Origin of the sequence: Hymenobacter ginkgonis, from assembly GCF_009755225.1 — a bacterium.
Taxonomy (GTDB): domain Bacteria; phylum Bacteroidota; class Bacteroidia; order Cytophagales; family Hymenobacteraceae; genus Hymenobacter; species Hymenobacter ginkgonis.
Window position 1 is genome coordinate 87253 of the sequence record NZ_WQKZ01000005.1, and the last position, 19946, is coordinate 107198.

19 protein-coding genes are annotated in these 19946 nt (G+C 58.8%); 6 read left to right on the forward strand and 13 right to left on the reverse strand.

Features of this window, described 5'->3' with window-relative positions:
* The first annotated feature begins 58 nt into the window (after nucleotides 1-58).
* Nucleotides 59-2122: a DUF3857 domain-containing protein gene (locus GO988_RS19070; protein WP_157568555.1), complete on the forward strand. Its 2064-nt coding sequence runs from the start codon at nucleotides 59-61 to the stop codon at nucleotides 2120-2122.
* A 38-nt stretch (nucleotides 2123-2160) separates the two neighbouring features.
* On the forward strand, nucleotides 2161-4119 hold the full coding sequence (locus GO988_RS19075) for a DUF3857 domain-containing transglutaminase family protein (RefSeq protein WP_157568557.1): 1959 nt from the start codon (nucleotides 2161-2163) through the stop codon (nucleotides 4117-4119).
* Nucleotides 4120-4221: 102 nt separating this feature from the next.
* Here the strand turns inward: GO988_RS19075 and GO988_RS19080 are convergent, their stop codons facing one another.
* The 4 genes from GO988_RS19080 to GO988_RS19095 all read right to left on the reverse strand — a co-directional run bounded on the left by GO988_RS19080 (nucleotide 4222) and on the right by GO988_RS19095 (nucleotide 7687).
* On the reverse strand, nucleotides 4222-4368 hold the full coding sequence (locus GO988_RS19080; RefSeq protein WP_198172909.1) for a hypothetical protein: 147 nt from the start codon (nucleotides 4366-4368) through the stop codon (nucleotides 4222-4224).
* A 2-nt stretch (nucleotides 4369-4370) separates the two neighbouring features.
* Nucleotides 4371-4586: a hypothetical protein gene (locus GO988_RS19085; protein WP_157568561.1), complete on the reverse strand. Its 216-nt coding sequence runs from the start codon at nucleotides 4584-4586 to the stop codon at nucleotides 4371-4373.
* Nucleotides 4587-4712: 126 nt separating this feature from the next.
* The gene (locus GO988_RS19090) at nucleotides 4713-6866 is read right to left on the reverse strand and encodes a ComEA family DNA-binding protein (protein WP_157568563.1); all 2154 of its coding nucleotides are present in this window, start codon (nucleotides 6864-6866) and stop codon (nucleotides 4713-4715) included.
* Entirely contained in the window at nucleotides 6863-7687 is an 825-nt protein-coding gene (locus GO988_RS19095) for a PorV/PorQ family protein (RefSeq protein ID WP_157568565.1), read from the reverse strand. The genes GO988_RS19090 and GO988_RS19095 overlap by 4 nt, the downstream gene beginning before the upstream one ends.
* Before the next feature lie 183 nt (nucleotides 7688-7870).
* Between GO988_RS19095 and yidD the strand changes: the two genes are divergently transcribed.
* Entirely contained in the window at nucleotides 7871-8083 is a 213-nt protein-coding gene (gene yidD / locus GO988_RS19100; RefSeq protein ID WP_157568568.1) for a membrane protein insertion efficiency factor YidD, read from the forward strand.
* A gap of 46 nt (nucleotides 8084-8129) precedes the next feature.
* The gene (locus GO988_RS19105; protein ID WP_157568570.1) at nucleotides 8130-9065 is read left to right on the forward strand and encodes a hypothetical protein; all 936 of its coding nucleotides are present in this window, start codon (nucleotides 8130-8132) and stop codon (nucleotides 9063-9065) included.
* Nucleotides 9066-9205: 140 nt separating this feature from the next.
* Here the strand turns inward: GO988_RS19105 and lgt are convergent, their stop codons facing one another.
* The 7 genes from lgt to GO988_RS19140 form a co-directional block, all read right to left on the reverse strand.
* On the reverse strand, nucleotides 9206-10207 hold the full coding sequence (gene lgt / locus GO988_RS19110) for a prolipoprotein diacylglyceryl transferase (protein ID WP_157568572.1): 1002 nt from the start codon (nucleotides 10205-10207) through the stop codon (nucleotides 9206-9208).
* A 79-nt stretch (nucleotides 10208-10286) separates the two neighbouring features.
* Nucleotides 10287-10586 (reverse strand): hypothetical protein, encoded by a 300-nt coding sequence (locus GO988_RS19115; protein ID WP_157568574.1) that lies wholly within the window; start codon nucleotides 10584-10586, stop codon nucleotides 10287-10289.
* Nucleotides 10579-11211, reverse strand: a complete 633-nt coding sequence (locus tag GO988_RS19120) for an RNA polymerase sigma factor (RefSeq protein ID WP_157568576.1) — start codon at nucleotides 11209-11211, stop codon at nucleotides 10579-10581. The genes GO988_RS19115 and GO988_RS19120 overlap by 8 nt, the downstream gene beginning before the upstream one ends.
* A 213-nt stretch (nucleotides 11212-11424) precedes the next feature.
* Nucleotides 11425-13353, reverse strand: coding sequence for an NAD(+) synthase (gene nadE, locus GO988_RS19125; RefSeq protein ID WP_157568578.1), 1929 nt, complete (start codon nucleotides 13351-13353; stop codon nucleotides 11425-11427).
* 150 nt (nucleotides 13354-13503) lie between these two features.
* Nucleotides 13504-14238 (reverse strand): ribonuclease III, encoded by a 735-nt coding sequence (gene rnc, locus GO988_RS19130; protein ID WP_157568580.1) that lies wholly within the window; start codon nucleotides 14236-14238, stop codon nucleotides 13504-13506.
* A gap of 154 nt (nucleotides 14239-14392) precedes the next feature.
* Nucleotides 14393-15649, reverse strand: a complete 1257-nt coding sequence (fabF, locus tag GO988_RS19135) for a beta-ketoacyl-ACP synthase II (protein ID WP_157568582.1) — start codon at nucleotides 15647-15649, stop codon at nucleotides 14393-14395.
* Between the two features lie 133 nt (nucleotides 15650-15782).
* On the reverse strand, nucleotides 15783-16019 hold the full coding sequence (locus GO988_RS19140) for an acyl carrier protein (RefSeq protein ID WP_068229068.1): 237 nt from the start codon (nucleotides 16017-16019) through the stop codon (nucleotides 15783-15785).
* A gap of 173 nt (nucleotides 16020-16192) precedes the next feature.
* Between GO988_RS19140 and GO988_RS19145 the strand changes: the two genes are divergently transcribed.
* Together GO988_RS19145 and pyk are read left to right on the forward strand one after the other, a co-directional pair.
* Entirely contained in the window at nucleotides 16193-16621 is a 429-nt protein-coding gene (locus tag GO988_RS19145; protein WP_157568584.1) for an IPExxxVDY family protein, read from the forward strand.
* 97 nt (nucleotides 16622-16718) lie between these two features.
* On the forward strand, nucleotides 16719-18173 hold the full coding sequence (pyk, locus tag GO988_RS19150) for a pyruvate kinase (RefSeq protein WP_157568586.1): 1455 nt from the start codon (nucleotides 16719-16721) through the stop codon (nucleotides 18171-18173).
* A gap of 77 nt (nucleotides 18174-18250) precedes the next feature.
* Here pyk and GO988_RS19155 read toward each other — a convergent pair whose 3' ends face one another.
* On the reverse strand, nucleotides 18251-18559 hold the full coding sequence (locus GO988_RS19155; RefSeq protein ID WP_157568588.1) for a hypothetical protein: 309 nt from the start codon (nucleotides 18557-18559) through the stop codon (nucleotides 18251-18253).
* Nucleotides 18560-18690: 131 nt separating this feature from the next.
* Nucleotides 18691-19929, reverse strand: coding sequence for an S-adenosylmethionine:tRNA ribosyltransferase-isomerase (locus tag GO988_RS19160; protein ID WP_157568590.1), 1239 nt, complete (start codon nucleotides 19927-19929; stop codon nucleotides 18691-18693).
* Nucleotides 19930-19946: the final 17 nt, after the last annotated feature.

A 19946-nucleotide genomic window follows, 5' to 3' on the forward strand; every position in this document is an offset into this window, starting at 1 on the left:
CCAGCGCGGTGCGCCAGCTGGGGCCGCACAAGTCGTGTTTGCCTTACTGAACTATTGCATGATACGCTCCCTAAAGTGGGCCGGTAGCTTGGTGCTGGCCTGTGGGCTGCCGCTAGCTACCAGCGCGCAGGTACTGGCTCCTCCCAAGGTGGCGCCCCTACCCCTGCAATTTGGCCAGCCCGAGGCGGCCGATTTCGAAGCTAAGAATTTTGTGGCCGATAGTGGCGCAGCAGCCGTAGTGCTGTGCGATTTTGGTACGGCGCGCTTTGGCAGCACGGCCGGCAATATGAACGTCATCTCGGAGCGCACGACCCGCCTTAAAATCCTGAAAAAGGCAGGCTACGACTACGCCACCGTAGAGGTGCCGCTGTACCACAGCGGGGATGCTTCTGAGAAGCTAAGCAACTTGCGCGGCTTCACTTACCTGCGTGGGGAGGACGGCAAAATAGTTAAAACCAAGCTTGATGCGAGCGGCGTGTTTGAAGAGAAGCGCAGCGACTACCTCCGGGTGCTCAAGTTTACCCTACCCCACGTGCAGGAAGGCGCCGTGATAGAGTACGCCTACACCGTGACGTCTTCTTTTTTCGCCAATTTTCAGGACTGGACGTTTCAGCGCGAAATACCCACCCGCTGGAGTGAGTACCGCACTAGTATTCCGCAGGTCTATCACTACAAAGGGCTCTACCACGGGTACTTACCGATGGCCACCAACGAAATGAGCGTGGGCTCGGTGAATATGCTACTCACTAATCGGGTCACGTCGGGAGTGCTCACGGGCACGGAGATGGGCAATGCGAGCGTGAACATGAGCACCGAGCAGCACCGCTGGATAATTCGCAACGCGCCGGCCTTTCGGCGCGAGCCCTACATGACGGCTTCCGACGACTACCTAGCGCGCCTAACGTTTGAGCTAGCCGGCGAGCAGTGGCCCAACGAGAAGTATAATGACTTGAGCGACAGTTGGCCGAAGAAGAATAAGCTGCTGCTGAGTAAAGAATTTTTTGGGCAAGCCTTGCAGCACGTCGATTTTCTGGAGGCTGCCATCGACCCCTTGGTAGCCCAATACCCCGACTTGCCGGCCCGGGCGGCCGCTGTGCGCGAGCTGGTGCTTAAAGTCGTGAAGTACGACGGCACCAACCACTACTCGGCCAGCGCGCCGCTCAAGCGCAGCTACGAGCTGCACCGGGGCACGTCGGCGGATGTGAACCTGCTGCTCATTGCGGCCCTGCGCCAAGCTGGCCTCAGCACCCTACCCCTGCTGCTGAGCACGAGGCAGCACGGGCGCGTAAGCCAAGAATATCCGCAGCTAGACCAGTTTAACTACGTTGTGGCGCTGGTAGAGCTACCTGGCCAGCCCGACCTGCTACTTGATGCCACCGAGCCGCTGCTGCCCGCCAACGTTCTGCCCACACGCTGCCTCAACACGGTGGGGCACACGGTGCCCGCCGCCGGGGAGGGCCGATGGGTGAGCCTGGTGCCAAGCGAACGCTACAACCATTACCAAGCAGTGAAGCTAACCCTCGATGCTCAGGGCAACCTTAGCGGGCAGGTGCACGAAGAGCACGGCGGCTACGCAGGACTTGAAGCGCGCGAAAAGTTGCAGCAATTAGGCGAAAAGAAGTACCTGAGCGAACTGGCTAGCACGCACCCCAGCTGGGAAGTGCCAAACTACATATTTAGCGGGCAAGGTGAAGTAACGCAGCCGCTGGCCCTAAACTACGAGCTGCGCCAACCAGCTAGCACAGGCAAGGCAGCCCCTGAGCTGTACCTCAATCCACTAGAGGCATTTGGGGAACGGCAAAACCCATTTCGGTCCGAGCAGCGCACCTACCCCGTTGATGTGGGCATGTTGCAGCAAGATATCATTACCCTCACCCTAACCCTACCCCCCGGCTACACCGCCGAGTTGCCCAAGCCGGCCACGCTGCTGCTACCCGATAAGGGGGGGCGCTACGTGTACTCGGCCACCAGCCCTACCCCTGGCACGGTGCAGCTCCTAAGCCGCCTCACGCTGGATAAGCCCGTGTACAGTGCTGCCGAGTACGCGGGCCTACGCGAGCTTTACCGCCAAATGCTTGCGAAGCAAGCCGAAGCTTTGGTGATTAAAAAGACGGGCAGCTAACGCTTTGCTGCCTGATAAAATTTTACGCTTCTTACCTTATGGCCCTACCCCCTATGCTATTACCGGTATTCGCTTCGCTGACCCTGCTGGGCTCACCTGCCCCTAAGTATCCGGCTGATGCCATTGCCCCGGCTTTGCGCGAGAACGCCCACGCTGTGGTGCGGGCTTACGACGAGGTGGTGACGGTGAAATCGGCGAGCCAACTTGTCAAGACGGTGCATAAAGTAGTGACGGTGCTGAATGAAGCAGGCAGCGACGACTACGGCCAACTAGTGGTGAGCTACGATGCCCTCAACCGCATCAGCTACCTGCATGGGGCCGTGTACGATGCCCAAGGCAACCTGCTGCACCAGCTGCGTCCCGCCGAAGTGCATGACCAAGGCATGGGCAGTGACGGCGGTAGTTTCATGACCGACCTGCGCGTGCGCTACGCCGACCTGCGCCAGCCAGCCACGCCCTACACCGTAGAGTTTAACTACGAAGTAGTGTCGGAGAATACGCTGTTTTACCCCAATTGGCAGCCGCAAAGCGCCGAAAAAGTGTCGCTTGAAGGCGCTACGCTGCAAGTGGTTACTCCTACCGCGCTGCCCCTACGCTTTGAGGAACAGCAGCTGCCGGCTGGTGCGGCCAGCGCGCCCACCGTGGTGGGCAGCCAAACCACCTACCGCTGGCAGCTACCCGCCCGCCCCGCCGTAGAAGAAGAGCCACTGGCGCCTTCGCTAGATGAGCTGCTGCCGGCCGTGCGCCTGGCGCCGGCCACCTTCGAGGTGCAGGGCCACGCCGGCTCGCTGGCGTCGTGGCAAAGCCTGGGCCTGTGGACGTACCAGCTCGGGCAGGGCCGCGATGCCCTACCCCCCGCCCTCACCGCCAAGATGGCCCAGCTGATGGTAACGGCTCCCGACCCGCGCGAGCGAGCCCGCAAGGTGTATGAGCTGTTGCAAAGCTCGACGCGCTATATATCGGTGCAGCTGGGCCTGGGCGGTTGGCAAACGGCCCCCGCTAGTAGCGTGGCCAGCGGCGGCTACGGCGATTGCAAGGCGCTGAGCAACTACACCTGCGCCCTGCTAAAAGCTGCGGGCTTGCCTGCCTACGTAGCGCTGGTGGGGGCAGGCACCGACCATGCCGACGTGCGGCCCAGTTTTCCGAGCAGCCAGTTCAATCACGCTATTTTGTGTATGCCGCTGGCCGCCCACGGGGCTACCCCCGCCGACACGGTTTGGCTGGAGTGCACCAGCCAGACCGACGCGTTTGGCTACATGGGGTCTTTCACTGGCAATCGCCACGCCCTGTTGCTCACGCCCGAGGGCGGCCGCTTGGTGGCTACCCCCCGCTACGGCGCGCAAGCCAACCGCCAGCAGCGCCGGACCGACCTCTGGCTTGATGCCGCTGGTGGCGCCAAGGCCACTGTGCGCACCCGCCGCGTCGGCCTAGCCCAGGACCTCTATGCTCAGCTTCTGCACGGTGCCGACCCTGATGAGCAGAAAAAATACGTATCGAACCACTTGCGGCTGAGTCATTTCACCATTACCAACCTGCGCTTGGCCGCCGCCACTACCCCGCAAGCGTTGCCGGCCGTGGTCGAAACCTTAGGGCTTGACTTGCCCGCGATGGCGACGGCCGCTGGCCGCCGCCTACTAGTAGAGCCTAACGTGCTGGGGCGCCTCAGTGCCCTGCCGGCCCAGGTGGGGCCACGCCAGTCGCCGCTGGCGCTGCCGCCCGCCAGCCTCAGCCAGGATACCGTGCGGCTGCACTTGCCTACTGGCTTTCGCGTCGAGAATCTGCCCGAGCCTACCCAGCTTACCTCGGCCTACGGCACCTATACCAGCACCTGCACGGCCCTGCCCGATGGCACTCTGCAATACGTGCGTCAACTCGAAACCCGCCGTCCCGCCGGCGCTACCCTGCCGCCCGCTGCTTACACCGAGTATCAGGCTTTTCGCCGCAAAATAAGCCAGGCCGACCACGCTCAAGTTGTACTGATGAAAAACGACGCGTAAGTGAGCCAACTTATAATAATTGGTAAGACCCTTCGGAAGCTGGCGGTCTGCTTAATGCAGATAAGCCAGCCTCCGAAGGGCCTTAGTAGTTGTTGAGCCAAACTAGCGTTGGGGCATTTCTTCGGGCTTGGAAAGTGTGCCGGCCAAGATACCAAAGGTGCCCAATAGCAAGAAGGCATTGCGGGCGGCTTTATTTTTAGCAAAGCCAAACAGCCAAGGCGAGCTAGTGGCCAGCGCCCCAACGGCCACATCTAGCACCAAATGCGTTTTAAACGGTAACTTCTTGAATACGCCCACTCGGCCCGCGTGAATAAGCTAGAAACTAAAATATTGCCGGCCAAAACGCGCGTCATCGTAGTCGCCGTTTTTTCGTCGGTGAAACCCGCCAGCTTCGGAATAGCTAGCGCCAGTGGAATGTAGCTATAGTCGGTGAAGCCGTGCTGACGACGGGAAATAGGCTTTTCCATAGGAACTTAGGAAATGAAAGGAGGAGATTAAGTACTTGTCTGCCAAGAGAGACATGCACTTAAACGCATTTTTCAGGCACAAAGCTGCCACCGCCGAGGCTAACGCGCCGGCCGCTGGCTTGCCGCCTACAAGCGGTAGCGCACCTGGGCCGTCACTTCCGAGCGGGCCGCGCCCTGTATCTCTTCCAGGCCCGAGCCGATGGTATTTTGGTGGCGGTAGCGCGTTTCGGCGTAGCGCAACCAGCCCGTAAAATGCTTATTGAAAGTGGCTTGCGCCAGAACGTAGGCGCGCGTACCCTGCCCGTATAGGGCGGGTAGGGACACGGCATACAGCACATCTTGCTCAAACATGTACTGCCGCGTGTCGTAATCGTCGGTATCGAACACGGCGTAGCGAGCCGACAACTGCACCCGGCGCGCCAATTGCACCGACGCATCTTGGCTGAGCACAAAGCCGCGTCGCCAGGGCTGGCCATCGTCGGCACGCAAGTAGGTGGCTTGCAAGCGGGTGCGCAGCCCCAGGCGAGGGGTAGGCTGGCCGTCGTAGTACACGAGCAGCGAGTGGCGCAGCTGCTGGCCCGGTAGCGGCACCGGCCGGCCCAAGCTGCTGGGCAGGTCAAGCGGCTTAAGGCGGGCCCGGTACTGCGCGTAGAGTACGCTGGTTTTGGTAGGTGTGAAGGCCAGGCGCAGCAGCCCGTCGCGGCCTTGGCTGGGGGCGCCTACCCGGTAGCGCAGCCACGGAAACGAGAACTGGTCGAAGTACGCCGACACTTCCCAGCGGGCAATGGGCCGCACTTTTAGCCCTACGTAAATGCCGCTTTCGTTGATGTTGCGGCTGTTTTCGCCCAGCGCATTGCCGTAGAAGGTATGAAAGTCCACGTCGTAGTGGCGGACCAGCACCGCTGCATCGACAGCAGGGCCTAGGCTAGCGAGCAGACCATTGACGGTACCAAGCCCGCCGCCCTGGCTGCGCCCGCTTTCGCCAAAGAGCAGCAGGTTGCGCCAACCGTAACTATAATGCACGCCCAGCGCCAGGTTGTTTTGGCCGCTAAACTCGTAGCGATTGTAAGGCTCGGGACGCTTGAGGTATGCCATGCCGTAGTGCGTGCCCACCGCCGTAAAGCCGATAGCGAGGTTGCCGTCGGCGCTGAGGTAGCCGAAGTGGCCGCCGCCCACGGTTTCGGCTAGGCGCTGGCGGTTAGCGATTTCGGTGCTAGTGCGATGAAAGCCTGTGTATAGCAAGCTGCTGCTAAACTCATCGTACTGCGCCAGCGAGTCGGCGCGCACTTGCGCATTGGCGTCGATGTTTTTACGCGAAGCGAATGCCGTTGCTTCCCAGCGCCGCGCTACTTGGTAAGTAGCCGCTACCCCCCTAAAGAAGGTGTTTTCGAGCAACGCCGCGTAGGGCCGCACGCCCAGCGAGGCCCGGCGCAGCGTGGTGATAGTTTCGGCGCCCTTGCCCGCCGCCAGCCCCGATGATAAAAGCAAGCCTTGGCCAAACTGTAATTGGTAATCGCCCAGGGCCAGCGTTTTAAGCCGGCCCTGCTCGTGCACCACAAAGTGCGCCGACAAAAAATCGGGTCCATATTGGCCGTGGCCGGGCCGCCAAGCTACAGGTTCGCCGGCGTCTTTTTCTGCCGTGAAGCCCAGGCTAAAATCGTGGGCGTGGCTGACGCGGTAGCGTAGCACCAAGGCATCGGGCGAGCCAAGGTAGCGTTGCGTGGGCCGCCCCTGAAAAGTATCGACGGCCGAGTAGCCTTTGCGCTGCTGCAATACGCGCTCGTAGCGCAAAATGAACGCATTATTCTCTTCATTTTTAATGCGTTGGCTCAGCGACCCGCGGGCCGCATTGGGGCTAGTCGTTTGCACCGTCACGAAGGGCGCCACCCGGGCGATGGTGCGCACATCCCAGTTGGGCACGGCTTGCAACTCGTACACGCTCAGCAACGGGCCGGTAGTGGTGCGGTGCTGCACCAGCGCCGCTACCTGCTTTTCGGAGAGCAGGGGCAAGGCACGCAGCTCTTCCTGGCTAGCAGTATTGAGGTTGAGCGGCGACTGGTAATATTGCAGCAGCGTGCCGTAGAGGTCTTCATAGGGAATCTGGTCGGACTGCACCTCAGCAAAAAGCTCTTGCGCCAGCCCGTCGAAGTTGGGCGCTCGGCGCGGGTAGTCCTGCGCCGCGCCCAAGTTAGGCAAAAGCAAGGCTAACAGCCCAGCGGCAAGCCCTACCCCCCTTTGCCAGGCAGAGGCGAGTTGACTGGTGTTGGCAATCAGGCTCATGGCTTGCGCTCCCACTGCCAGCTCGTGCTGAAGTATTGGCTGAGGCCCAGCGCACTGTGCCAGCCCACGGCATAGTCAAACTGGAAGTCGCCGGCCCGCACGCCCACGCCGCCGGTAGTTTGCTGGCTTAAGCTGGTATAGCCCAGGCGCACTGCCACGGCGGGGGTAGGGAGGTACTCCATACCAGCTTTCAGACCGGCATCGTGCTCCACGTCTTTCTCGGCTTCGGCCAGCAACAATACTTGTTTGGCGGGGTGGTAGGCTAGGCCAGCGCGCAGCACGGTAGGCACGCGCTCGTCTTGGTAGTCAGCTAGTTTCGCCTGCGTGATATTATACAGATACACGCCAAAGCTGAGGCGCTGCGGCAGTATGTCGGCCTGCCCGCCGAGCGAGCCCACTACTGTGCGCTGGCTGCCCAAGTCTTGCAGGCTAGTTTGCAGCAAGTCGAGGCGCCCACCCACGCTTACTACCCCCAGCCGGTAGCCATAGACTGCACCCAGCCGAATTTCATTATATAAAACTCCGCCAAAGCGCTGCGCTTCAATGCCTACTACACCTTGGCTAGCGCGGGTTGGCACGCCGGCCGTGGCGGGCTCAATCGCGCCCAGCGGCACAGCCAAAGCGGCGGCGGCCACATTGAGGCTCGGGATGAGGTAGCGGTTTTCGAGGTATACTCCCGCCGTGGGGCGGGTAAGGCTGCCCAAGCCAGCAGCATTATTGGTCGCGGCCCATACATCGCCGCCTAGCGTAGCCGAGGCATTGCCCAAGGCCAGGGCGCGGCCACCGTGCCCTGCCGGGCCGTTGCCTTGGGCTAGCAGCAAAGTAGGAGAGAAGAGTAAAGTAAAAATAAATAAACGTAAATAATGAACCATAGGCAGACAACAGTTAAAGAAAGTCGAAATATAACCGTAGTACTCGAATAAAGCCCGATTTATGTATAGGGGCACCCCTTGGCTAAGAAGCTTTCCGGCGAACTTTGGGGGCCTTGCTAAGCTTGATGAATCATGTTTCGCCGTTTGCTACTGCTGCTGGTTCGTTTTTACCAGCTGTTTATTTCGCCGCTTACGCCTCCTAGTTGCCGCTACACGCCCACTTGCTCGGCCTACGCCGCCGAGGCTATTGGCAAGTATGGGGCGTGGCGGGGGGGTAGGCTGGCGCTGCGCCGCATAGGGCGCTGCCACCCTTGGGGTGGGCACGGCTACGACCCCGTGCCGTAAGAGCCAGCTTAGACCCAAAGCGGCATTTTGCGTACAAACGCATCTTATGCTGCAACTTCCTTTCGCGGTTCGTCCGCTACTATTGGCTAGCGTGTTGCTGGCCGCCTGCTCGCAAGCGCAGGGCGACCGCCCCACTGCGGGGGCTACCCCCGACCAAACGGACCAAGCTACGCAGCCTGCCCAAAAGAGCAAAAAGGGAAAGGGCAAAGGCAAAAAAGGTGATAAAAAGCAAATTGCTAACACTGACCTACGCCGCGTAGGCAAGCTCACCGACGGTATTCTGGAAAGCTCGGGCTTGTGCGCAGCCCCGGAGGCGGGCACTTATTTCACCTTCGGTGACGATGGGCAGCAGCCCTTGGTATACCGCGTCGATGCCACGGGCCAGCAGGTAGACCAGTTTACGCTGGGCGCGCCCAACCACGACTGGGAAAGCCTGAGTCGCGATGGCAGCGGCAACTACTTTATGGGCGACTGCGGCAATAACAACTCTGACCGCCAAAACTTGGCTATTCTACGTTTTCGCCCCGAGCAGCCTGATAAGGTAGGCAAAATCAATTTCAAATACCCTGACCAAACCGCGTTTCCGCCCAGCAAGAGCGAGCGCAACTTCGACTGCGAGGCTAGCCTCTGGCACGGTGGCCAGGTGTATTTATTCACCAAAGACCGGGCTACCCACAGCACCTGCAAGGTGTACAGCGTGCCCGAAACGCCTGGCACCTATACGGCCAAGCTCGTGACCAAACTCGCCATTCCGGGCGAAGTCACCGATGCTACGCTGTCGCCGAGCGGCCAGCGCCTAGTACTGATGGCCCGCCAAGAACTATTCGTGCTCGATGGCAATTCGTGGGACGCCATCTTGAAGGCAACCCCCCGTCACATCGACCTCAAGGGCGCCGGCCAAACGGAAGGCGCCGCTTTCAAAGATGAGCATACTTTGCTGATTACTACCGAGGAAGGTTCGGTGTATGAGCTGCCGCTGTAAACTGGTAGTATAAGTGCCGCTTACTTAAAAAACGTCATGCTGAACGTGAGTGAAGCATCGCTATCACGCCGATTGGGTTAGTCACCCACTAGTGCGCTAGAGATGCTTCACTTGCGTTCAGCATGATGTTCTGGTTGGCTCTACTTCTTTACTGGCAGCGCAGCGGCTTCTTCCTCAGCTAAGTCGCGGGGAGCGAAGCCGTAGGGGTTCTTGGGGTCTTTGCCGGCGCGCAGTAGCACCCACAAGCCAATAAGGATGAACGGAATACTTAGTAGCTGGCCGATATTGAGGTGGTACTGTGCAATGATGCCCGACTCTTGCGAAACCTGGTTTTCCTTAAGGAATTCGACCAAAACGCGGAATGTGAAAAGCAGCACCACAAACAAGCCAAAGAGCAGGCCACGTGGCGTGCGCTCCTTGTATTTGTTCCACAGCCCGTAGAGCAGCACTAAGAGAAATACGCAGAACAGGGATTCGTAAATCTGGGTGGGGTGGCGCGGCACGGCCATCTCCAGGGTGGGAGTGGGGGTAGTGCTGGCAGGCAGTATCTCGGTGTGGTCTTCGCCGTTGGGCAGGCGGCTGCGCTGCACCAGCACCGCGCCGGCGGGCAGCGGCGCTACGGGCGCTTGCAGGTGCTCGGTATCGCGTGGAAACACGAAGGCCCAGGGCGCATCAGTCGGCTTGCCCACAATCTCGGAGTTCATCAGGTTACCTAGCCGGATGCAAGCGCCACCAATGGCCACCACAATCACGATGCGGTCGAGCACCCACAGGTAATCAAACTTGTTGCGAACGCTAAAGATGAACACGGCCAGCAAAATGCCAATTGTGGCGCCGTGCGAGGCCAGGCCGCCGTGCCAAATTTTAAGAATCTCGCCCGGATGCTCGCGGTACGAAGCCCAGTCGTAGAAAAAAACGTGGCCCAGCCGGGCGCCCAGTACCGTGCCTACCACCATATAAAAGGTGATGACATCGACCCAATACGGCCGTACGCCCTCGCTCTTATAGATGTGGGTGAGCACAAACGACCCAATCACAAAACCCGCGGCAAACAGCACGCCGTACCAGCGCAGCAGCAGCGGGCCGACTTCGGCAATGATAGGGGAGACGTTCCAAGTAACGTAGGCGAGTGATGCAATCATAAGTAGCGAAAAACAAGAGGGGTCAAAGGTACTTCGGGCAGGGGCGGCGGGCGCGAAAGCCGCTGGGCGAGTTACACAATCAGTGCGGGGCCGGTTGGCCCGGGTGGTAGCCGCCGTATTGGCTGGCCGGTGAGGCCGGGCGTAGGGCTGGGCCGTCGCCGCTCATGGCCAGTACGAGCGCTCCCAGCAGCGCAGCATAGGCCGGGCGGCGTACCCAGGCAGGTAGCCAAGCAATAGTTGGCCTTCGCTCAGCCGCCAGTCGGGCGTGCACCCGGGCGTAAAAAAAGGGTTGGGGCTGGGCCTTAGCTTGCAGCCGAAGCTGGCGCAGCAATCCGGCCCATTCGTCATCGGAGCCGGGGCGAAAGTCAGGATTAGACATAGCGGAAGGAGGGCTGAAGGTGCTGGCGCAGCGTTTGGCGCGCCCGAAATAATAAGGATTCTACCGCCGCAACCGTAGTGCCAAGCACGGCGGCTATTTCCTCATAGCTCAACTCCTGCTCGTGGCGCAGCGTAAAGGCCACTTGCTGCTGGGGCGGCAGGCGGCCAATGTGCTGCTGCAACTGCTGTAGCTGCTGTGCGCCTTCTAGCAAGGCCTGCGGGTGCGCGTGGTCGGGCGGCTCGGGCAATGAGTGGTTGGCGAAACCCAGCAGACTAGTGAAAAAAGCGAACCGCTTCCGGGCGCTCAGGCGGCGCCGGTGCTGCAAGGCCCGCGACGTGGCCAGCCGGTAGAGCCAAGTACTTAGCGCTGCCTCCCCCCGAAACCGGTCAACGGTTTGGTATACCTCCACAAAAACCTCTTGGGCTACGTCTTCGGCCTCTTCGGGCGAGCGCAGCAGCGAAAATGCTGTGCTATACACCCGGTCCTGGAAGCGCGCTACCAAGGTGCGAAACGCCGCCTCGCTACCCTGCTGAAGCTGCGCTACCAGGGAAGCGTCGGCGGCCGAAGCGCCAGCGCCAAGCGACGGCGGCTCAGAGGTAGCGCGCAGCGATAGGCTATAAGCCATAAAAAACCAAGGCAACAAGTAGGAGAGAAAGCAAATGCCGCGCTGGTGCTGCCCAGTGGTCGGCGTTCTGCAAGCTTAGGTGCCATCTCCTCCCAAAACTTGCGCAGTTTTCTTATTTGTGCAAATAACCTATTGGCTGCCAGAGAAAAATAAGTATTTTTCTCTGGCTTCGCTCATCACATTCAACAACAAAACGCCTTAGTTTACCTCCCTTTATAGCGCCGCCAGTTCCTCACTAAAGCCACCGCTCAATATAGGGAAGCGCAGCCACGAGCGCGGGTCCACGTTGTAGTCGTCGAGGTGAAAACTGGGCGCGTAACGCTCGCGCTTCCACTGGTTGCGGCTCCAGAGCGTGTAGAAGCGCCGCACGTACGTGCGCAGCTGCTCCAGCTCATAGCTCGGCTGTTCGGCTACGAGTTGGCTCAACACCGCAGCGGGGGGTAGGCGGTCGTAGAAGGCCAACCGCTCGATGCGGTTGAGCAGGGGGTAGGGCATGAGGTCGCGCTCGTCGGTTTGCTTATCGGCCAGCGGGCGCAGCTCGGCGGTGGGCTGCAGGGCGTTGACGTGGCGCAGGGCCTCGTAGCCCAGCTCGGTTTGGGCCCAGCGCAGCCACTTCTTTACAAAATCCTTGTCGACGCCCGCAATGGGCGAGATGCTGCCCGCCGTGTCGCCGTCCATGGTGCAGTAGCCCACGCTGGCCTCCGAGCGGTTGGAGGTGGTGATAAGCAGGCAGTTCTGCACGTTGGCCAGCAGCCAGATGCCGGGGGCCCGCACCCGCGCCTGAATATTTTGCAGCGCCAGGTCGTCGGTTTGCCAGGTCAGTTCGCGGCCCAGGGCGTGCTCAATCTTGCCTACGTAGCCGCTCACTTCCTCGTCAATGGTCCAGTCGAAAAAGCGGGCCCCAATGCTATCAGCCAGTTCCTTAGCCGAATTCAAGGTGTCATCCGAAGAATTAACAGTGCCCTGGTAAGCGCAAGTTAGTAGGTGGTTGACGAGCTGCTGGTTAGTAGTAATTGGCTTCTGATTTTCCGCCTCCGCTGGGTTATCTACATCTGTGGCTTGCTGATGGGCCGCCCCGCCCGCCCCTGCTTGCACCACCTCGGTTTTAGCAGCTTCAAAAGCGCCGCTTCGCCACTTAAACTCCTCTTCGCCCAACTCGGCTACACCCAAGCGCACCATTTCGGCCACGCCCACGGCGCAAAAGCACGAGTCGGCCCCGCCGCTGAGACTTAGCACAAAGCCGCGGCTGCGAGCCTTGCGCAGATAGTCAAACAAGCCCAGGCTCATGGCCTGGTTAAGCTCGCGGTACTCGTCGGGCTCGGGCAGGTGCACAAGCTCAATCGGTTCGAGGGGGGTAGCAAAATCTACGTCTACCCACTCCATATCCACTTCTTTGAAGCTTAACAGTTGGTTGCGCTTGAGCAAATGCCCGTTGCGCGCCACAAGTATTTCGCCGTCGTAGATGATGCGGCCCGCCTCATTGCCCAGCAGGTTGGCGTAGAGATAGGTGCAGTTAAACTTGCGCGAGCCATTGAGTACCAGCTTGTAGCGCAGGTCGGTTTTGCTCATGGCGAAGTGGCTGGCCGACGGGTTTACTATCATATCAACCTTGCCCATGAGCCGGCACGCAGGCCGCACATCGTCGGGCCGCCAAGCATCCTCGCAAATCTCAAAGCCAAACCGCACACTTTGGTGCTCAAAAATGAGGTCGCCTAGCGGCCAGGTTTCGCCTTCGTGCTCCACGGTGGTCGTTTCGCCCGCCACCCACGGCACAAAAAAGCGCGTTTCGTAGTGCACACCGTCGTTGGCTAGAAACTGCTTCGCCGCAAAGCCTAAAATCTGGCCGTCGCGCAGTACCGCAGCCGTGTTGTAGGTACGGTGATGCAGCCGCACCGGTAGCCCTACCACCACGCAAATACCTTGGGTAAGCGGCCTGATTTTTTGAAGCTGCGCCAGCGCCGTGGCGGGTAGCCAATCGCTTAGAAACAAATCTTCGCAATTGTAGCCGCTCAAGCATAATTCAGGCAGGCATAGCAGTTCTACGCCCGCAGCTTTAGCTTGTTCAATGGCAATGCCGATGGTGCGTAGGTTGTGGGCCCAGTCGAAGGGAATCTGGTTGAGAGCGGCTCCGGCGATGCGCATAGAAACAAAGAGAAATACTAGCTGAATTACTAAAAGTAAAGAACGTCCTGCTGAGCAAAGTGAAGCATCTTGCTCACGTCTTTGGATAGTAACCAAGGAAGCGGCCAAGATGCTTCGCTTTGCTCAGCAGGACGTTCTTTAGTACTCAAATTAAGCGCCCAGCGCCTGTAAGGCTCGCTCGGCGGCCAGTTGCTCGGCCTGCTTTTTATTGAGGCCCATGCCGGTGGCCACTACTTCCTCGTTTAGCAGCACAGTGGCGGTAAACTCCATTACGCCGCCTGGTCGGGGCTCGCCGCTTATTTCGTAGCGCACGGCTTTACCTTGGCGCTGCGCCCACTCAATAAGCTTACTCTTGTAATTGGAAGTAGTGGTAGTGAGCGTCGTAACATCTACAAAAGGCTTGATTAAACCCTTCAAAACGAATTTGCGCGCCGCTTTATAGCCCAAATCGAGGTATACGGCGCCGACCAGCGCCTCTAGCGCATTGCCATTTACAGAGCGCGAGCGGGCCACGCGGCTCTGGGCGGTATCGAGCTGCACCAGCTTGTCGAGGCCCATTTTGAGAGCGATGGCGTTCAGGCTTTCGCGGTTGACGATGCGCGAACGGGTTTCAGTCAGGAAGCCCTCTTGCTCATACGGATACTTGCGGAATAGATACTCGGCTACTACCGTGCCCAGTACCGCATCGCCCAGAAACTCAAGCCGTTCGTTACTCTGGTGGCGGCCTGCGCTGGGGTCCTGTTTCACCACCGATGAGTGCGTAAATGCTAGCTGGTACAGCCGCGCATTCTGCGGGTCTTGGCCGATAAGGGTGGCTACTGCTTGCCGAAACTGCTTATCGCTGCCCAGTAGCCGCCGAAACAAGCCAAAGAGGGGTAGGGACATGAATTGAATTACAAAAAGCTACCGAGTAAGTCTAAAAAGAACGTCATGCTGAGCTTGCGAAGCATCTCTACTGGTTAGGTAAGCTAACGGTGCGGTAGAGATGCTTCGCAAGCTCAGCATGACGTTCTTTGAATTTTTGCGAAAAGCTACCTAGCTACTCGGCCAGCTTGCGGAAAAGCACCGACGTGTTGTGCCCGCCAAAGCCAAACGTGTTGCTCAGCGCAATATTCACCTCTCGCTTCTGCGCCACGTTGGGCGTAAAATTCAGCGCTTGGTTGATATCCAAGTCGGGCGTATGCAGGTTGATAGTCGGCGGCACAATACCGTACTTGATAGCTAGAATGGACGCTACTGCTTCGATACCGCCCGCACCACCCAGTAAGTGGCCGGTCATACTTTTGGTCGACGAGATATTGAGCTTGGTAGCGTGCTCGCCGAATACGGTTTCAATGGCCTTAATCTCGGCCCCGTCGCCGAGCGGCGTGCTCGTGCCGTGGGTGTTGATATAATCAACCTCTTGCGGCTCGATGCCTGCGTCGCGCAGGGCGTTGCGCATCACCAGCACCACGCCTGAACCGGTGGGGTCGGGCGCCGTAATGTGGTAAGCGTCAGACGACATGCCACCGCCAATAATTTCGGCGTACATCTTGGCACCGCGCGCCTTGGCGTGCTCGTACTCTTCAAGTACCAGTGCGCCAGCGCCTTCGCCCAGCACAAAGCCGTCGCGCTCCTTGTCGTAGGGCCGCGAGGCCGAAGCGGGGTCGTCGTTGCGCTCGCTCATGGCCTTGAGCGCGTTGAAGCCGCCTACCCCCGACTCGGTGATGGCCGCTTCGGAACCGCCCGACACAATGGCATCTGCTAAGCCCAGGCGGATATTGTTGAAGGCGGCAATCAGCGCATCGTTCGACGAGGCGCAGGCCGAAGTAGTGACGAAGTTGGGCCCGCGAAAGCCATTTTTGATGGAAATATTGCCCGACGACGAGTCGGCAATCATGCGCGGAATAAAGAAAGGGGAGTAGCGCGGCGTACCGTCGCCCCGCTCAAACTGGAAGCATTCTTCCTGCAGCGAGCGCAGCCCGCCAATGCCTGAGCCCCAGATAACGCCTACGCGGTCCTTATCGACCCCGTCCGTTAGCAGGCCAGCATCGGCAATAGCTTCATCGGCAGCGATAACGGCAAACTGCGTAAACAAGTCCATTTTACGGCCTTCCTTGCGGTCAAAATACGTGTCAGGATTGTAGTCCTTCACTTCGCACGCAAAGCGCGTTTTGAACTTGGTAGCATCGAAACGGGTGATGGTGGCAGCGCCGCTAACCCCATTCTTAAGACCTTCCCAGTAGGTGGAAACGGTGCTACCCAGTGGGGTAATGGCTCCAAGGCCGGTTACGACAACGCGTCGGATGGACGACATAGACTAAGCGCCGGTGGGCGGCGTAATTTAAATACCACAGATAAGCTAAAACAGCAAAACCGGCCGGCGGCTAGCCGGCCGGTATAGGCAACTTATTCTTCGGATACTTCGCCGGGCGAAGTACCGCAAAAGATTACTTTGCGTGCTCTTCGAGGTAACTAACAGCCTGTCCTACAGTCTGAATGTTCTCAGCCTGGTCGTCAGGAATGCTGACGTTGAATTCCTTTTCGAACTCCATAATCAACTCAACGGTGTCGAGCGAGTCGGCACCCAGGTCGTTGGTGAAGCTGGCTTCCGGAGTTACTTCCGAGGCTTCAACGCCCAGCTTGTCGATAATGATGGCTTTTACTTTTTCGGCGATTTCAGACATTGCAGTCGTGGTTAAGGGGAAACTTGCCTGCAAAGTAACGCTACTTTTCGCAACCGTGCCGCCAACTCCCCCTTGATACGACGTACAAGATTTTGGCCCACGGGTTTTGGTGCTACTTTGCCTACCTGCCAAAAGCCGTAGCTTTGCGGCTTGCCGCTACCCGTCGCTACGTTATGAAAACCCTGACTCTGGACGCTGAGTACGACTGTGATTTTGCGCTTTTTGGCCTGGTTTCCAACTCCCATGATTACACTTTGGCCTGGAGCCTGAACGGAGGCTTACGATTGCGCCTAGTGCGCCAGCCCGATTTTGTACTGCACCTAGTGCAGCAAGGGCCATTAGCCTTTAGCTATTATTTGCATGGTACAGAGGCGATTACGCTGCGATTATTGCGCAATCGGGCAATTTTGCCCTCAGTGCTGCCCAAGCCTTTTTTAGCGCCTGATATTCGGGAGTATGACTATCTGCTGCAAGTGTACGGTGGTTCCGACGAGCTGGCGGGTATCGAATTACTTGACCGCCTCACCGCTCTACCCGCCGTGCAATACGCCAGCGAACTCGACCCACAGGAGCTCAAATACAAGGAAAATTTAATTTTCTAACTTCCGGCAAGTTTAACTAGCTATGCTGTACTTCGCTTTCTCAAATTAAGAAACCTGCTCTGGTCGGCGTGTGCCGGCCGTTTCTACCTCACTTTTCATGGAACCTACCACTCAGACGCCCGTCGTCTCCTTCAACCGCACGAAAATCGTGGCCACCGTGGGCCCCGCGTCCAACACCTACGAAAAGCTCAATGTGCTGATTCGCGAAGGGGTGGATGTTTTTCGCCTCAATTTTTCGCACGGCGCCCACGAAGAGCATCTCTCGGTGATTAACACCGTGCGCCGCCTCAATAAAGACCTGCGCACGAACGTCGGCCTACTACAAGATTTGCAGGGCCCCAAAATTCGCTTGGGTGATGTAGAAGGCGGCCAGGTTGAAATCAAAGCTGGTGATAAGATTAAACTGGTGTGCGGCGAAAAGGAAATCAGCACGGCTACCCGCCTGAGCACCATTTACATGGGCCTAGCGCGCGATGTGAAGCCCGGCGACATGATTCTGCTCGACGATGGCAAGTTGGAGCTGCGCGTGCTGGCTACCGACCGCGAGCGTGAGGTAGATGTAGAGGTAGTGTATGGTGGCACTGTGAAGCCCCGTAAAGGCATCAACCTGCCCGACTCGGACGTGTCGGCCCCGAGCATGACGGAGAAGGATATTGAAGACCTGCAATTTGGCTTGGCAAATGACGTGGACTGGGTGGCGCTCAGCTTTGCACGCCGTGCCGATGACATTCGCTTTATTAAGTCGCTGATTGCGGAGTCGGGTAAGCAAACCCGCGTGATTGCCAAGATTGAGACGCCCGAAGGCCTACGCAACATCGACGAGATTATTGCCATTACCGACGCTGTAATGGTAGCGCGCGGCGACCTGGGCGTGGAAATTAACGGCGGCGAGGTGCCGCTGGCCCAGAAAATGATTATCCAAAAGTGCAACAAGGCCGGCAAGCCCGTTATTGTCGCTACCCAGATGATGGAGAGCATGATAACGGCGCCGCGCCCTACCCGTGCCGAAACCAACGACGTAGCCAACGCTGTGCTCGATGGCACCGACGCCGTGATGCTATCGGCCGAAACGGCCGTGGGTGCTTACACGGTAGAAGTTATCCGCTCGATGGTGAACATCATCCGCAGCGTGGAAATGAACTCCGACCAGATTTTCCACCGCTTCCACCCCGTCGATTCCAAGTCGCCGAGCTTTATGGCTGAAAGTGTGCTGTCGGCAGCCTGCCACTTGTCGCGCAACACGGGGGCTAAGGCCATTACGGGCTTGACGCACCGCGGTTATACGGCCTTCCAGATTGCCAAGTACCGCCCAAAAGCCAACATCTTCGTCTTCACCGACAATCGCAGCCTGCTGACGGTGCTTAGCCTAGTGTGGGGCGTGCGCGGCTTCTACTACGACCGCATGATGAGCACCGACGGCACTATCTCGGACATCAAATACGCCCTCACCACCACGGGCAATTTGCAGAAGGGCGACGTGTTCATCAACACTGCCTCCATGCCCATCAACGAAAAGGGCAAAACGAACATGGTAAAAGTGAGCGTGGCTTAAAACAACAGCTGTGAGCAGTGCATAAAAAAGCCCGGGCTGTTGAGCCCGGGCTTTTTTTATAGACGAAGAGCGATAAACTATTCGCTTTTGGCTTCCATTTTCTCGGTGCCCTCTACGGTTTTCTTACCAGCTTTCTGGGTGGTGCGTTTTACGCTGTGGCTAGCTTTTTTAGCGCCTTTCTTGATGCCATGACCAGCTTTAGAAGCTACGTTGCCAGCAGCATCAGCGGTGTTTTCGAGGGCTTGGCCTACGTTCGTTTTGCCGGTTTTGGTAACTACTTTTTTGGTGCCGTTGTCGCGCACTTTAACTTCAGTAGTAGGGGTAGTCTGAGCAAACGAAGCAGTAGCGAAAGCGCAGGCGGCGAGCAACAAAGTTACTTTTTTCATGAGTGAAAATTGGGTAGAATGTATTTTCAGGTCCTTTTACGGGTTCCCAAAGTGTTAGTTGTCGGCCCAACTAGTGGCCCACAAACCGGCTCTTTCCAAAGCACGTGCCAAACCTGACGAGCGCATCTTTTCTACCCCGGCAATAGCAGCGAAGAGTCGCCGTAACTCAAAAACCGGTAGCCATGCGCCAGGGCATGGTCGTACACAGCCCGCCAGCCCGGCCCCAGCAAGGCAGCTACTAGCAGCAATAAAGTGCTTTCGGGCTGATGGAAATTAGTAATTAGCCCCTGCACCAACCGGAAGCGATAACCAGGCGCTATGAGCAGCCGCGTACGGGCCTCTATCGCCGCCGAGCCAGTGGCATCTAGGTAAGCCAGGAGCGCTTGCAACGCTTCGGAGGGGGTAGGGGCCAGCCCATCGGCGTATGGCTGCCACTGGCTTACTTCCAGTTCGGCGGGTGTAGTACCTGGATTTTGCAGCAACGCGGCGCCGAGCCAATACAAGCTTTCGAGAGTGCGCAAGCTGGTGGTGCCTACTGCCATGACGGGCCGGGGTTGGTGCGCCAGCAACTGTTGCAACAAGCTGGCCTGCACAATAATCGGCTCGGAATGCATGGGATGGTCGGCCATCGCTTCTGCCTTCACGGGCTGGAAGGTGCCCGCGCCCACGTGCAGTGTCACGTGCCCGGTAGCAATGCCACGCGCCGCTAACTCGGCAATAATTTCGGGCGTGAAGTGCAGGCCGGCGGTGGGGGCAGCCACGGCCCCTTCGTGGGCGGCGTACACGGTTTGGTAGCGCACGGCGTCGGTGGCCGTATCGGGGCGGTGCAAGTAGGGGGGTAGGGGCAGATGGCCGGCCGCGCGCAATACTTCGGCAAAAGGCAGCGAAGCCGGTTGCCAGCGAAAATCAATTAAACTCTCGCCCCCAGCTTCGGCCGCCTGGCGCTCGGCCCAAAGCGTGGCCGGCTGGCCAGCAAATGAGAACGCGAGGCTAACTGGGCCTTCTTTCCAGCGGCGGCCGTTACCAACGAGGCAACGCCACGTGCAGCTTTCGGTTTGCTGCAACGCTAGTTCCAGGGCCCGATGCGGCGCCACGGGCTCTAGGCAAAACAGCTCGACGGCGCCGCCCGTGGGGCGCTTAGCTAGCAGCCGGGCCCGCACCACCCGCGTATTGTTGAAGATAAGCAGTGAGTCGGTGGGCAGCTCACCGGGTAAATCGCGGAAGGTTTTATCGCTGATAACGCCGGCACGGCTCACCAGCAGGCGGCTGGCGGCGCGGTCAGCCAGGGGCTCGGGCGCGATGCGCTCGGCGGGCAAATGGTAGTGAAAATCTTGGATGCGCAGCTCGCGCGGGTTGGGGGGGGTAGGCATGGCGGCGCAAAGGTCGG

Coding starts and splice junctions, on each gene's coding strand:
- GO988_RS19070 (WP_157568555.1), top strand. CDS start 59: ATGATACGCTCCCTAAAGTGGGCCGGTAGCTTGGTGCTGGCCTGTGGG.
- GO988_RS19075 (WP_157568557.1), top strand. CDS start 2,161: ATGGCCCTACCCCCTATGCTATTACCGGTATTCGCTTCGCTGACCCTG.
- GO988_RS19085 (WP_157568561.1), bottom strand. CDS start 4,586: ATGGAAAAGCCTATTTCCCGTCGTCAGCACGGCTTCACCGACTATAGC.
- GO988_RS19090 (WP_157568563.1), bottom strand. CDS start 6,866: ATGAGCCTGATTGCCAACACCAGTCAACTCGCCTCTGCCTGGCAAAGG.
- yidD (WP_157568568.1), top strand. CDS start 7,871: ATGTTTCGCCGTTTGCTACTGCTGCTGGTTCGTTTTTACCAGCTGTTT.
- GO988_RS19105 (WP_157568570.1), top strand. CDS start 8,130: ATGCTGCAACTTCCTTTCGCGGTTCGTCCGCTACTATTGGCTAGCGTG.
- lgt (WP_157568572.1), bottom strand. CDS start 10,207: ATGATTGCATCACTCGCCTACGTTACTTGGAACGTCTCCCCTATCATT.
- GO988_RS19115 (WP_157568574.1), bottom strand. CDS start 10,586: ATGTCTAATCCTGACTTTCGCCCCGGCTCCGATGACGAATGGGCCGGA.
- GO988_RS19120 (WP_157568576.1), bottom strand. CDS start 11,211: ATGGCTTATAGCCTATCGCTGCGCGCTACCTCTGAGCCGCCGTCGCTT.
- nadE (WP_157568578.1), bottom strand. CDS start 13,353: ATGCGCATCGCCGGAGCCGCTCTCAACCAGATTCCCTTCGACTGGGCC.
- rnc (WP_157568580.1), bottom strand. CDS start 14,238: ATGTCCCTACCCCTCTTTGGCTTGTTTCGGCGGCTACTGGGCAGCGAT.
- fabF (WP_157568582.1), bottom strand. CDS start 15,649: ATGTCGTCCATCCGACGCGTTGTCGTAACCGGCCTTGGAGCCATTACC.
- GO988_RS19140 (WP_068229068.1), bottom strand. CDS start 16,019: ATGTCTGAAATCGCCGAAAAAGTAAAAGCCATCATTATCGACAAGCTG.
- GO988_RS19145 (WP_157568584.1), top strand. CDS start 16,193: ATGAAAACCCTGACTCTGGACGCTGAGTACGACTGTGATTTTGCGCTT.
- pyk (WP_157568586.1), top strand. CDS start 16,719: ATGGAACCTACCACTCAGACGCCCGTCGTCTCCTTCAACCGCACGAAA.
- GO988_RS19155 (WP_157568588.1), bottom strand. CDS start 18,559: ATGAAAAAAGTAACTTTGTTGCTCGCCGCCTGCGCTTTCGCTACTGCT.
- GO988_RS19160 (WP_157568590.1), bottom strand. CDS start 19,929: ATGCCTACCCCCCCCAACCCGCGCGAGCTGCGCATCCAAGATTTTCAC.